This window comes from Luteitalea sp., from assembly GCA_009377605.1.
In the GTDB taxonomy this organism is placed as follows: domain Bacteria; phylum Acidobacteriota; class Vicinamibacteria; order Vicinamibacterales; family Vicinamibacteraceae; genus WHTT01.
The window spans coordinates 15,193-28,884 of sequence record WHTT01000036.1 but is presented as its reverse complement, the minus strand read 5'-3'; the positions used below and the strand labels follow the sequence as shown (position 1 = coordinate 28,884).

The 13,692-nt window shown below is 65.4% G+C and carries 8 protein-coding genes; 6 read left to right on the top strand and 2 right to left on the bottom strand.

The window, feature by feature from the left end:
* Positions 1–13 precede the first annotated feature (13 nt).
* Positions 14–1,810, bottom strand: coding sequence for a protein kinase (locus GEV06_13805; protein ID MPZ18971.1), 1,797 nt, complete (start codon positions 1,808–1,810; stop codon positions 14–16).
* A 222-nt stretch (positions 1,811–2,032) separates the two neighbouring features.
* On the opposite strand from GEV06_13805, the gene GEV06_13800 reads away from it, so the two are divergent.
* Positions 2,033–3,367, top strand: coding sequence for an FHA domain-containing protein (locus GEV06_13800; protein MPZ18970.1), 1,335 nt, complete (start codon positions 2,033–2,035; stop codon positions 3,365–3,367).
* 65 nt (positions 3,368–3,432) lie between these two features.
* A complete protein-coding gene (locus tag GEV06_13795) occupies positions 3,433–4,098 on the top strand; it encodes a hypothetical protein (GenBank protein MPZ18969.1) in 666 nt (221 codons plus the stop codon).
* Between the two features lie 49 nt (positions 4,099–4,147).
* On the opposite strand, the gene GEV06_13790 is transcribed toward GEV06_13795, so the two are convergent.
* A complete protein-coding gene (locus GEV06_13790) occupies positions 4,148–5,608 on the bottom strand; it encodes a hypothetical protein (protein MPZ18968.1) in 1,461 nt (486 codons plus the stop codon).
* A gap of 102 nt (positions 5,609–5,710) precedes the next feature.
* On the opposite strand from GEV06_13790, the gene tagH reads away from it, so the two are divergent.
* The 4 genes from tagH (at position 5,711) to tssM (ending at position 13,684) form a co-directional block, all read left to right on the top strand.
* Positions 5,711–7,408 (top strand): type VI secretion system-associated FHA domain protein TagH, encoded by a 1,698-nt coding sequence (gene tagH / locus GEV06_13785; protein MPZ18967.1) that lies wholly within the window; start codon positions 5,711–5,713, stop codon positions 7,406–7,408.
* Between the two features lie 102 nt (positions 7,409–7,510).
* On the top strand, positions 7,511–8,845 hold the full coding sequence (gene tssK, locus GEV06_13780; protein ID MPZ18966.1) for a type VI secretion system baseplate subunit TssK: 1,335 nt from the start codon (positions 7,511–7,513) through the stop codon (positions 8,843–8,845).
* Positions 8,846–8,863: 18 nt separating this feature from the next.
* Entirely contained in the window at positions 8,864–10,165 is a 1,302-nt protein-coding gene (locus GEV06_13775) for an OmpA family protein (protein MPZ18965.1), read from the top strand.
* 3 nt (positions 10,166–10,168) lie between these two features.
* Complete coding sequence (gene tssM, locus GEV06_13770) at positions 10,169–13,684, top strand: type VI secretion system membrane subunit TssM (protein ID MPZ18964.1); 3,516 nt, start codon at positions 10,169–10,171, stop codon at positions 13,682–13,684.
* Positions 13,685–13,692: the final 8 nt, after the last annotated feature.

Here is a 13,692-nt window from a genome sequence, read left to right as displayed (position 1 = left end):
CAGGGGGTGCGCGTCAGGCCTGCCTGCGTCCGGCGAAGGTGCCGGTCACGGCGGTCACGAGGCGCGTCAGCCGGTCTCGCCACGATGGGCCCTGGCTCGTCCCTTGACCGCTCGCAACCGCCGAGGTCTTCGTAACCTGTCGTGCGTAGCTTTGGAGCTCGCTGACGAGGACCGGGCGCGTATCGCCGTCATCGAGCGGTTCTGCGGCGACCTCGGCAGTTGCCTCCAACTCGGACGCGCCCGCCGTTGCCCTGGACCGGGCGGCCAGGGCGTCGCGGCGCAGCTCCCGTGCAGGCAGGTAGTCTGGATCCTCGAGCAGGGCCGTATCGGCGGCGCGCAGCGCCCGCTGGACCTCCTGTCGCTCGAGGTCGGCGCGGCCTTGCGCCACTGCCCTCTGCAAGCGTCGTTCGCGAGCCTTTGCGGCGTACGCCTCGTCGAGCTGCTGGCGCAACTCGACCAAGCCGGGCGCATCCGCTCGCACCTGCCCCACTTCGTCGAGCAGCGCCGCGCAGCGACTCAGCTCGCCGGCGGCGAGCGCCGACTGTGCGCGCTCCAGACAGCCGTGGAGATGCGCCTCCGCTTCAGCCAGCGCGATGGTCTCCGACAGCTCCACGACCTGCGAGCTCTCGGCATCGAGGGCACGCGCTTCTTCGACACTGGCCCGCGCATCGGCCAGCTCGCCACGTGCAAACCGCCGCTCCGCATCCGCCAGGAGCCGCGCGACGTTCTCTGCCTGCTGTTCGCCGAGGCGTCGACGCGTCTCGTCGAGCAGGGCCGCCGCTTCAGCATGTGACTCATCGACCGCCACGGCCTGTTCGAGCTCCTCGACGGCCAGCGTGTAGTCCTGTCGATCGATCGCCTTCCTCGCCAGCAGGAAGCGCCGCTGCGCCAGCTCTCGGCGACGGTGGGCGAGCGGACCGCCCGACCCGGGCGTGCCGCGCGTCGGCGGCCTGACGACGACCGTGGCGGGCACCTGAGCGTTCGACCAGGCGGCCCCCGTCCCACCGCGCGCGCGTCGCAGATCCATCTCCATCTCGAGGAGGTTTTGATAGCGATCATCCGGGTGCTTCTGGAGCGCCCGATTCACGATATTCACCACCTGCTGCGGCAGTTGTCCTTCGGGAGAGAACGTGACGGGGGAGTGTTCTTCGAAGCGAATGCGATCGAGCACGCGGATCGAATCTCCCGTGAAGGCTTGTCGATGCGCGAGCAGCTCGTAGAGCACGAGAGCCAGCGAGAACACGTCGCTCCGACGATCGAGCGGATCACCGTTGATTTGCTCCGGTGACATGTAGTTGGGGGTGCCCATCATGCCCGGTCCGCGGGTGAGGTTTGCCATTGGGACGTGGGCGATGCCGAAATCGAGGATCCGTAGACGTCCTTCGTGATCGATGATGAGGTTCGAGGGCTTGATATCGCGGTGGATGATGCCTTGGCTGTGCGCGTGCGCCACGCCAGAACACGCCTGTTCAACCAGCTCCAGTCGCGTGGCGAGCGACAGCGGTCGCTGCTCCCCGATGACGGCCGCCAGGGTCGCACCGCTGATGAACTCCATCGCGATGTAGGGCTGCCCGCGGTGCTGGCCGTACTCGTAGATCGTGACGATGTTCCGGTGCTGAAGGTTTGCCGCCGCGCGTGCCTCCTGCTCGAATCGCTTGCGCATCTCTTCTTCGTCGATGCGCAACAGCTTCAGCGCAACACGTCGGGCGCCGAGCGTCTCGTCCAACGCAAGATACACCTCGCCCATGCCACCACGACCGAGGAGGCTCTTGATGCGAAACTTCTGGGCGATGAGGTCAGGCGCGCTCACTGCTGTCGGTTCTCAAGGGCGTCTCGTTTCGGCGTATCCGCTCAGCCACACAGAATAGCATCCATTGTTGATATTCTTATCGTCCAGGGGCCGCACGATCACGCTGTCCAGGGAAGAGCGGCCCGGCTATCGTGGACCCGCTAAAGTGTCGAAAAGGCATTATGCTCGTGTAGGTTACGGGAGATCGACTGCCTGGTCGACCAGCGATTTGCGCGGCTAGGCATGCCCACCGGCGGTGCACGTCGCACCTTCGGTTATCGCAGTCGGAACGTTATTGACATTTGGGGATCGGCCTTTCCGCGTTCCGCGAGCAGGAGTCCTCCTAGCGCCGGGCTTGCGACGAAGTTTATGGCAGCAAAGCTACTCATTTTTCGATCCGATGGAGTCGATCGTGTCGAGCTGACGAAGCACGACGTGCGAATCGGGCGCGCGCCCGAGAACGACATCGTGCTGCAAGATCAGGACAAGACGGTCTCGCGCTATCATGCGGAGCTGCGCCATGAGCAGGGCAGTTACGTCTTGATCGACGTGAACAGCCAGAACGGCATCTGGGTCGACGGGCAGCGAGTGCAGCGCACCAGACTCGAGCCAGGCCGCCCCGTCGTGCTCGGGAAAGTTCGCATCGAGTTGGAGGATTTCGTCGCCGGGGAGACGCGCCGAGCGGTGGGAGCATCCGCTGTTCACACCGAACCCGTCGCAGAACCGGCAGATCCCGCACCTGTCGCAGCCCTCAGCGCCTCGCAGGCGTCATCGTCGGTGCCGACCGTCGGCGCAGGAGTCGAGGGCGAGCGATCGACGCGCGCCACACAGCCACCAGCGACAGCACCGACGTTCGCATCGAAGGTCCTGAAGCCAAAACCGATGGCGGTGGCCCTGGGCCTCGTGGCGCTCGCGGTGGTGGTGCTCCTCATGTTCAGGCCGAGCGTGCCCTCGAGCAAACCGACGGAATCGCCAGAACCGATCCTCGAAGCACTAGAGACGACGAGAATGGCGGGCGCAAGCGCTCTGATGCGTCCAGAGACGTCGTTGTCCGCCCACGGCCGCACGCTGCCTGCCGACACGGTCGTGAACGCGGAGGAAGCGCGATTGGCCGGCGAAGCCGGTCGGCGGCAACGGATTGGCCAGGCAAAGGTCGCGCTGGCTCGCGATGACTATGCTCGGGCAATTGAGGTACTCGAGGGCATACCGGCCTCCGACGAGACCGAGGGCTTGCTCGAGAAAGCCCGACAGTTGCGCGCCCAGCGGGCGGCAGCGCTGATGCATGACGGCGCGCGGCTCGAGGAGAGGGGGGATCTCGAGACCGCGAACCGTCGATACATGGGGGCGCGCTCGGTCGATCCCGCGACCCCCGGTCTCGAGGAAGCCCTGACACGTCTCGAGGGCAAGATGAAGGTGGCGGGTAGCGATGCGTACAAGCAAGCACGGCAGTATGATGCGTTCGGGCGCACGGCGGAGGCTATTCCCCTCTACGAGAAGGCCGTGGCACTACTTCCGCTGGGGGATCCGAATCGCGCGGCAGCCAGGTCTCGTCTCGTGGAATTGAAGAAAGGACGATGACGAATGCCAACATGGCGCGGCGCGCGGGTCTCAGCCGATGACCGCCGACGATGAGGAGGTACCCTGTGCAGTGGCCACTGGAAATGTTCCGACGTCATCAATGCTGGGCTCTCGTGAAATCGGCGCTCACCCTGGGAGTCGTCACCGCGCTCGCTGTGACGTCACAGGGGTGCGCCTCGCGGGGCACGCCGGCCGACCCACCTACCGAGCCTCCAGTGGAAGAGGAAGTGACGACGCCCAGTGGGCCCGCCTGGCTCACCCGGACAGCGGAGCCCGATTTCGTGCCTCTCAGCGATCCCGCGGGCGGCGTCTCTATTGAATATCCGAAGGAGCACTGGCAAAGCGTGCCGGGCAGCTCGCCAACCGTTGCCACGTTCACACAGGAGGCTGGTGAGGCTACGGTGGTCTTGTCACAGACGCAGCTCAATCAGGCCCTGCAACCCGAGGAGGTCACCGACGTCTTTGGCCAGATCGAGGCCGAGACGATCAAAGAGCGCGAGCCGAATGCGTCCGACTTCGACACCCGGCTGCTCGAGGACGGCAGCCGTCGCGTGGTGGCCATCCAATATCAGCGACCGGGTTCACAGGGCCCGGAAGTGGTGCGACAGTACTCGTTCCCCGTCGCGCAGACGCTCTACCGGCTGACTTGTGTGATGAAGCCCGACAAGCTGCAAGAGCAGGAACCTATCTGCGCGCACATGGCGGCCTCGTTCACGGTTCCTGGTTCCTAGTGGGCTGGACGGCGCGTTCGGCGAACGCGCCCTACCTCGTCCGGATTGCTCACTGAATTCTGGTCGCGAGCGCAGCACCGCCGGCGTTGCCGAAGAGGCCCCCGGTCGACTGATAGCGGACGTACTCGACCGTGATGGGTACGCCCGACGGCTCTCCGTTCGCCAGGCTTTCAACCACCACGCTGAACCGGTGGCCCTCCACACCGGGAAAGTACTCCAGAAGGTACACGGTTAGTCGCTGGTGCCCCGCAAGCGCGAAGCCCTGCTGCGCGGTCGCGCCGTCGTCCCGGATCACGGTGACTCGCACCTCTCCCGGATCCGCAGAAGCGTTGGCGGCCAGAACATAGGTGTCTTCCGCGTCCGGGCCACCCGATGCGCCCTCGCCAATCGCCCATACCGTGCCTGTCTGAGTTGCTCCCAGCGTCGCGTGGGCCTCGTACCAGGAGCCGGTTGCCGCCGCCCACCACAGGGCACGTTCGGCGATGATCGGGACACTCGACGACACGCGCATCGCTACGGCGGTTGCAGCCAATTCCAAATCCTCTTGATCAACGAGAATCGTGCGTCGCGAGGCAGCAGGCAGGTCGTGCACCTTGGCCAGGGTCGATCCGTCCGGTAACTGATAGGTGACCGTGACCGAGGCCGGCGCAGCGCCCGGATTCCCCAGCAGGAGAAACGTGTCGAAGAAAGACGTTTCGCCTTCCGCGAAGAACCACTCCGAGCTGAGCGCCGACGCACCGCGTGAGGCCGTGCCCGCCTCGAACCGCGAGCCGAGGTACATCGCTCGTTCGGCGACGATGGGCTGATCGGCCGAGATGACGGCGGCCACCTCCGCCGTTGCGAGTCCTGGCACCGCGTTGGCCCAGATCGTGCGGCGACTCCGCGCAGCCACAACCAGGTCCTGCGTCACGGGCTCGCCGCTCGCGCGCAGATACTGGATCGTGACGTTCGCGTCGGCGTCGTTCGGGTTCGCGATCAAATAGAAGAGGTTGAAGGAATAGGTGGCGCCTTCCGCAAAGTACCACGTCGTCGCCGCCTCTGGTACTCCGCTTTCCAGGGTGCTCCCGTAGGTCAGGGGTGTCCCCCACCGCATCTGCCGCGTTGCCGCGACGGGCTGATCCGAGACGACATGGATCGACACGCCACCGGCGTAATCGCCCATCGCCTCGTTCACGTCAACGGTCTGCCGCGCACGCGGCTCCAACGTGAGGGGCACGGTGACCGGCTCGGCTGGCGCCTCCGGATTCAGCGTGACGAGCACCTCGGCCACCTCGGTCTCACTGGTGTTGAGCAGGCCGATGTCGGTGTGGTAGAAACCGGTGGCCCCTTCAGCGAAGTGTTGTTGGAACGACGGTGCCTGCGCGTATGCCGGCGCTATCCTTCCGGTCATCATCATCAGTCCGACCGCCGCGCCCACCACGGCGCCGTGCCACGGCGGCACGCGGCCCCTCGTTCCTGCCGTGCAGGGATAGCCCGCCCGCGTGGATTGAGCGGCGCGCGACCGTCTCATGACAACCTCCCTCCCTCGCTGCCAGGTGCTGGGTTTCAAGCCCCCCGGATCTTACTCGACAGGGACCGCATGCGGTAGACTGGCTCAGTAAGGAACACCCGCATGATTCTTACCTTGGACGTCACCGCGCCCGAGGCAGCAAGGCTCGGGAGCGCCCGCCGCGGAGTCTTCTCCGCCGAGGGGGGCAGCATCGGTCGCGAGACAAGCAACGACTGGGTGCTGCCACACTCCAGGGTCTCGGCTCGACATGCCGTGATCAGCTGCGTCAACGCCATCTTCTATATCGAGGATACGAGTACCAACGGCGTCTTCGTCAACTCGCCCAAGAACCGTCTGGTGCGCGGGCGGCCGCATGCCCTCAAATCTGGCGACCGTATCTATATCGACCCATACGAGATCGAAGTCTCAATCAGTAGTGAGCAGAACGATGCGGCGCTGGGCCCGTTTGCCGATGCGTCCAGAGGCTATTCGCCCGACCCTCCATTCGGCGCTTCGAGCCCGCTCGGGACGGATGATCCGTTCATGCCACAACGGTTCCCCTCGCCAGCGCCACGGCTCCCATCCTCCGCCAGTGTGGGACCTGACGCGGAGCCCGTGACTGGCCAGGAAGTTGACCCGCTCAAGCTGTTGGATCCCACGCCCAAGCACACACCGGCACGGAAGGCAGCCAGTGCCAGAGATCTAGGACGCAGCTCTCCAATAACTGGACACTACCAGCCACCCGCAGTCCTGCCCTCCCCTGCATCCACACAGCAGCCGGGCGCGCCGTTGATTCCGGCTGACTACGACCCGCTGGCGCCGGATGATCCGCCCGACATGACTCCGCCTCACCTGGAGGCACCGCCGGGCGCTGAACGACCCGCGACCAGTGCACCAGCCGCAGAATCGACAGAGGCTCCGATCTCACGAGTACAGGTTGTTCCGCCGGCCCCGAGCGAGCCGGCCCCGAGCGAGCTGGCCCTGTCTGACCGCACGGCCGTGCCGCCGGAAGAGACAGTGCCGAAAGACGCACTGCCGAAAGACGCACTGCCGAAAGACGCACTGCCGAAAGACGCACTGCCGAAAGACGCACTGCCGAAAGACGCACTGCCGAAAGACGCACTGCCGAAAGACGCGCTGCCTCAAGACGCACTGCCTCAAGACGCACTGGCGTCGCGGACAAGCGCGAAGCCGGACGAGTCGGACTTGGCGGCAGTACTGGCGGGCGCTGGTTTGGATGGAGTACGTGTCACCCCCGAGCTGGCGCGCAGCTTTGGTCAGATCCTGCGTGTGGTGGTCTCTGGCGTCATGGATGTCTTACGGGCTCGCCAGCACATCAAGGATGAGTTCCGGATGCGTACGACGCAATTCCGGGCCGCGGACAACAACCCCCTCAAGTTTTCCGTGAACGTCGAGGACGCGCTCCACAATCTCCTCGTCAAACGCAATCCCGCGTATCTAGGGCCCGTCGAAGCATTCGAGGATGCCTTCGACGATCTGCGAAATCATCAACTCGCGGCGCTGGCCGGGATGCGCGTGGCGTTCGAATCGATGCTGGCCGAGTTCGATCCAGACCGTCTGCAGCAACAGTTCGACCGTCAGCTCAAGAGAGGCGCGCTGCTTGGCATGGGGGCCAAGCTTCACTACTGGGATCTCTATCGCGACAGGCGAGACGCCATCGCCAAGGACCCCGATGCGAGCTTCCGCAAGTTGTTCGGTGAGGAGTTCGCACGGGCTTACGAAGAACAGCTCAGTCGGCTCAAGGCCGAGCGCCACGCCCGGGAAGGGGTTGTCAGGGAGCCCCGACAACGCAAGCAGTGATCGTCCCACAATGGCTGTAAAGCCCTGCCCTTACGGGCGAGTTCGACGCGTGCACCACTTGCGTTATCTGTTATAGATTGGGCTGGCTGCGATTTCACGCGAATGTCTGCCTACAACAAAGTCGTCTGGTCCGAGGGGCTGTTTCTCCAGCCTCAGCACTTCCAGCAGCAGGATCGCTATTTCGAGCGCTACGTCGAAACGCGGTGTGAGGCGCTGATTGCTCACAGTTGGGGGTTCACCGAGGTCGAGCTCGAACGTGACTTTCTGCGCATCGGCAAGCTCGGGCTGAGGCGTGCCGCGGGGGTGTTCCCCGACGGTACGCCGTTTCGCGCACCCGAGGATGACCCGTTGCCGACGCCGATCGATGTCGGCACCGACGTCCGGGATCAGTTGCTGTATCTGGCGGTGCCGTTGCGTCGCTCGGGTGAGCCGGACCTGGACCGGGGTGGCGGTGCCGATGGACTGGCACGGCACGGCGTCCGAGAATTGCAGACCCGTGACGCGACAGCGAGCGGCGGAGACGCGGCGGTCTTGGAAGTCGGCGCGCTGCGTACGCGATTCTTGTTCGCGAGCGAGGTCACCGAGGCGTATGCCTGCTTGCCGCTCGCACACGTCGTCGAGTGTCGGTCGGATCAGCAGGTCGTGCTCGATGACAGTTTTATTCCAACCGTGCTGCATGCGCGGGCGGCGAATCGGCTCATCACAGTGACGACCGAGCTGCTCGGCCTGCTGCACCAGCGTGGCGACGCGCTGGGAAGCCGGGTGATGGCGACCGCAAGGGGTGCTGCGGCCGAGTTCGCCGACTTTCTCATGCTCCAGGCGATCAATCGCTATGAGCCCTTGTTCGCCCACTATGCCGATTCCGGGGCCGTGCATCCGGAGGAACTGTTTCAAGTCTGCGTGTCGGCCGCAGGCGAGCTCGCCACGTTTACGACAACGGCCAAACGTCCGCCGAAGCTCCCCGCGTACCGACACGATCGGCTTCGGGAGTCGTTCGAGCCGGTCATCGCCGCCCTCCGGGCATCGCTGAGCGCGATTCTGGAACAGCGCGCGATCTCAATTCCGCTCGAGTCCAAGAAGTACGGCATCAGCGTGGCGATCGTGCCAGATCGTACGTTGTACGGCACGGCGGTCTTCATCTTGGCGGCGCGCGCCGATCTCCCGGCGGAAGAGCTACGCCGGCGGTTTCCCGCGCAAATCAAGATCGGTCCGGTGGAGAAGATTCGCGATCTGGTCACACTGCAGCTCCCTGGCGTGCCGGTGGCGCCGGTCCCAGTCGCGCCCCGGCAAATTCCGTTTCACGCAGGGTTTGCGTACTTCGAGCTCGATCAGACCAACGAGCTGTGGGATCAACTCAAGCAGTCGGGCGGGCTGGCCATACATCTCGCGGGTGAATTCCCCGGCCTGGCAATGGAGTTCTGGGCCATTCGCAGTTGATTCTCGCGGGCCGAACCGATGCCGGACCAGGACAACCCGTTCGATCGCCCAGACGTGACGAGTCTCAGGCCGCGGCCTGGAGCCGGTCGCCGTGATGCTGCGCGGCCACGCCCGGCGGCGCCAGTGTCCAACGACGCGGCGCCGATTCAGGAGGCGACGCGTGGCCTGCTCGGCATCGGGCTGAATCCGCTCGTGCGGGCAGCAAGCCCGTTGTTATTGCTGGCTGGGCAGATACGCGGCACGATCTCGCCCATGGACGTCGCCGCGCTGCGGCGTGACGCACTCGACCAGATTCACCGCTTCGACGCCCTAGCACGCGAGGCCGGTGTCCAGAACGAGGCCGTGATTGCCGCGCGGTACGCGCTGTGCGCGGGGCTGGACGAAGGCGTCTTGTCCACGCCGTGGGGGGCTCAGAGCGAGTGGGCGCAGCACACGCTGCTCGTGGCGCTGCACCGGGAGGCCTGGGGCGGAGAGAAGTTCTTCGAGATGCTGGACCGGGTCTCACACGATCCCGATCGCTACATCGACCTGATGGAGCTGCAGTATCTCTGTCTCGCGCTTGGCTTCGCCGGAAAGTACCAAGTGCTCGAGCGTGGGCACGAGCACCTGGCCGCCGTTCAGCAAGACCTCTACCGCAAGATCCGCAATCATCGTGGTGCTCCTGAGCCGGAGCTCTCGTTGCGCTGGCGGGGACTCGAGGATCGGCGGAATCCGCTCATGCGCTATGTCCCGTGGTGGGTCGTCGCCGCCGCGGCCTTGGCGATCCTGGCGATCACGTTCACGGCGTACCGTGCCAGTCTCACGAGCTCCGCCGCGCCGGTGCACGCCGAGCTCGCGAAGGTGGGCATGGACGCGTTCTCGCGTCCGGCCGCAGCGCCGGTGGAGGGCCCGAGGCTCAAGACGCTACTGGCGCCAGATGAGGCGAGTGGTGCGCTACGCGCCGAAGAACAGGGTGGTCGGACGGTGGTGACGTTGCTCGGGCCCGACCTGTTCGCGTCCGGGAACGCGACCGTCAACTCCGTGTATTACCAGACGCTCGAGCGTGTGGCGGCTGCGGTGAATCAAGTGCCTGGGCGTGTGCTGGTGGTCGGCCACACGGACGATCAACCCCTCCGGTCGCTGCGCTACCAAGACAACTACGAGCTGTCGCACGAGCGCGCGCGCGGTGTCGCGAGGATTCTCCAGCTTGGAGTCGACAACGACGCCAGGGTGAGCTGGCAGGGGGTCGGGTCTTCCCAGCCGCGGTACACGCCCGAATCGGATCCGGCGAATCGGGCGCGCAATCGGCGCGTGGAGATCATTCACGTGAGCGGACTGTGAAAGATGTTCTCCTTTCTAAAGCTCCGCGCGCTGTTGATCCTCCTCGGCTTCTTGCTGCTCGCGCTGTTCATTTGGTACGCCGGGCCCTACTTCGCCTTCGCCACCTATCATCCGCTTGCGCCCGTCAGCTCTCGCGTCATCGCTATTGCGCTCATCGTCGCGCTCTGGTCCGTGTGGGTGCTGGTGCGGCAGCTGCGCGCGTACCGCGCGAGTGACCAGCTCGCCGCGGCGGTCGTCCAGCAAGCGGCGGCGGATCAGGAACAACCAAGCGCCGAGGCTGTCCAGCTCCGCGAACGGTTCGAAGAAGCCGTCGCGACGCTCAAGCAGACACGGCGCAGCGGCCACAGCCTCTACGACCTCCCGTGGTACGTCATCATCGGCGCGCCTGGATCCGGCAAGACGACGGCGCTGCTCAATTCGGGGTTGGAGTTCCCGCTGGAGCAGCGTGTGGGCCGCGGGGCGCTGCGCGGCGTGGGCGGCACGCGCAATTGCGACTGGTGGTTTACCAACGAAGCCGTGTTTCTCGACACCGCGGGCCGCTACACCACCCAGGACTCCGACCGAGCGTCCGACAGCGCAGGCTGGGCAGAATTCCTGGGGCTGTTGCGCAAGTACCGCAAGCGACGGCCACTGAACGGTGTCATCCTCACGATCAGCGCGCACGACCTGATGGTGCAGGGCGAGCCCGGCCGAGAGGCTCACGTCGAGGCCGCACGCCGTCGGTTGAACGAGCTGAACCGGGAGCTGCACATCCGACTGCCGGTCTACGTGCTCGTGACGAAGTGCGATCTCGTCGCCGGGTTTACCGAGTACTTCGACGATCTCGCGCAGGAAGGCCGCGCGCAAGTATGGGGCGTCACGTTCCCGTACGAGCAGACGGTTGGTGGCGAGGCCACGCAGGCATTTCCTGCCGAGTTCGACCAGTTGATGGCACGTCTCAACGCGAGGGTCTACGCACGGGTCGAAGAAGATCGTGATGTTCGACGCCGCACGAAGCTCTTTGCCTTCCCTCAGCAGATGGCCGCGCTCGGTGGCATGCTCACGCAGTTCGTGGGCGAGCTGTTTGGGTCGACGCGTTTCGACCAGCAGATCCTGCTGCGCGGCGTGTACTTCACCAGCGGGACGCAGGAGGGCACGCCGATCGATCGGTTGTTGGGCGCCATCGGCCGCAGATTTGGAGTCACGGCCGAGGCCGTGGTGCCACCCACCGGACGTGGCAAGGCGTACTTCGTCGAACGGCTCCTCAAGGAGGTGCTGATCGGCGAGTCGGGGCTCGCCGGCGTGAACCGACGGCTGGAAGTGCGGAAGGCCGCCTGGCAACTGGGGTCCTACGCCGCCATCGTTCTCGTGGCCCTCGTTGGCGTTCTCGTGTTGTCGGTGAGTTGCGGTCGCAACCGCACGTACCTTGCGGAGACCGCGGCGGACATTACCAAGCTTCAGCAGGTGCCCTCCGTCTCCGCGGATGGCTCGCTCGACGCGCTGCTGCCACGCCTTGATGCGATCCGCGCCGTGGCCGATTCGGCAAACCGCCATCGAGACAAGACGCCGTGGGCGATGCGATGGGGGCTCTATCAAGGGCGATCGGTCGGCAATGCCGCGCGCGACGCGTACCTCCGGGAGCTCGACGGGGCCCTGTTGCCGCGATTGACGGCACGCATCGAGAAACGTCTGGTCGAGTTCGCGCCGGAACCGGAAAAGCTCTACGAGTATCTGAAAGCGTACCTCATGCTCGGTGAGCCGAAGCGCTTGGACAAGGAGCACCTGCGCTTCGTCGCGGATCTCGAGTGGCAAACGATGAAGAGCGCCGCGCCTGACCGAGACGGCCGCCTCGGCGAGGCGGCCCTACCTAGCTCATTGTCGAAACACTTCCAGAGCTTGCTGGACTCCGGGGACACGCTTCGCGCGATCACCCTGAATCCGTCGCTCGTGGCGCAGGCGCGCAGCACCATCCGCCAGGCATCGATTCCACGGCTCATCTATAGCCGACTCAACCGTGCGTATACCGACGACAGCGCGCGGGCGGTGCGCCTCGACTTGGCTGCCGGTGTCGGGGTCGAAGAGGTGCTCAGACGCAGGAGCGGAAGAAGCCTGGCCGAGCCGTTGTCCAGTGTCTACAGCCGCAGGGTGTTCCAGCAAGTCACCCGCCGCGACATGAGCAAGCTGGTGGCACAATTCGCCGCGGATGACTGGGTGTGGGGCGAGGGTGGCGCGGCCGCCCGCAACCCATCGAGGCTTGCAGCAGAGGTGACCCATCTGTACGAACGGGACTACATCGCGACCTGGGAGGGCATCCTCGACGACCTCGAGCTCGTGCCGTTCACCACGGTGTCGGAGGCCAGGGATGCGCTCGGCACGCTGGCCGGGCCGGCCTCGCCGCTGCGCGGCCTTCTCACAGCCGTTGTCGAGAATACAACGCTCGTCGAGCACCCGAAGCCAAAAGAGTCCTCCACGGCCGCACCGTCGGTGAGAGAGAAGCTCACGGACCGCCTCGGCGGTCTCTTCCGTCAGGAAGCAGAGCCCACAGGCAAGCCGGATGCGTTGCCAGGCGCGCTCGTCACGGCGCAGTTCCAGCCGATTCATCGACTGATGCAGGGTGAGCCAGGCAACGCGCCGCTCGACCGTCTCCTTGGTCGCATCGGTCAGATTCAGCAGCATCTCCGCTCCCTGGGTCCCGAGGTGGGTGCCGCCACTCCGCTCGACGCGTTGTCGGATCCGACCCTCCGCGACATGGTGCAATCGCTGCAACAGGAGGCCGAGGCACTTCCACCAGTGATCCAGACACTGATCACGCAAATCGGTCGGAGGGCCGAAGCAACGGTGATCTCGGGTGCGAGCAGCGAGCTCGAGACGCTCTATAGCCAAAACGTGCTGCGCCAGTGCACGACGCTCCTTGCAGGTCGCTATCCCTTCGCGACAGACAGCAGGACGGACGTGCGGCTGTCGGACTTCGCGCGTCTGCTCGGCTACGGCGGCGTGTTCGACAAGTTCTTCAAAGAGCACTTGGAGCCGTTGGTCGACAGATCGCAGAGTCCCTGGACATGGCGCCGTGGCGCCGTGCGTGGGTCACCGGCGATGCTGCATCAATTCGAAGGGGCCGAACGGCTTCGCGAGCTGTTCTTCAATCGAACCTCGAGCACGTTACGCGTGCCCTTCACGGTCACGATCGCGGACGTCGACGCGTCGACGACGCATTTCGCGCTCGAGGGCGACGGCCAGGTGTTCGACTATCGGGTTCCCCAGCGCAGTGTGACGGCAGTCTGGCCCGGTCCCAAGCCCGGCGCCGGGGCTGCGGTCGTGTTCGCGGATGGCTCCGGTCGGCGAGAGCGCAACCCGTTGTTCCATGGGCCATGGGCCTGGTTTCGGTTGATCGACGCCGCACGGGAAGAGCGTGAATCTGACGTGCGCTCCGCGCTCATCTTTCAAGCGCGCGGGCATCGAGCTCGAGTGATCATCGAAGCCGACAGCGTGTACAATCCGTTCGCAAAGCGGGACTGGCGGCGGTTCACGTGTGAGCTTTGAGGCGCGGG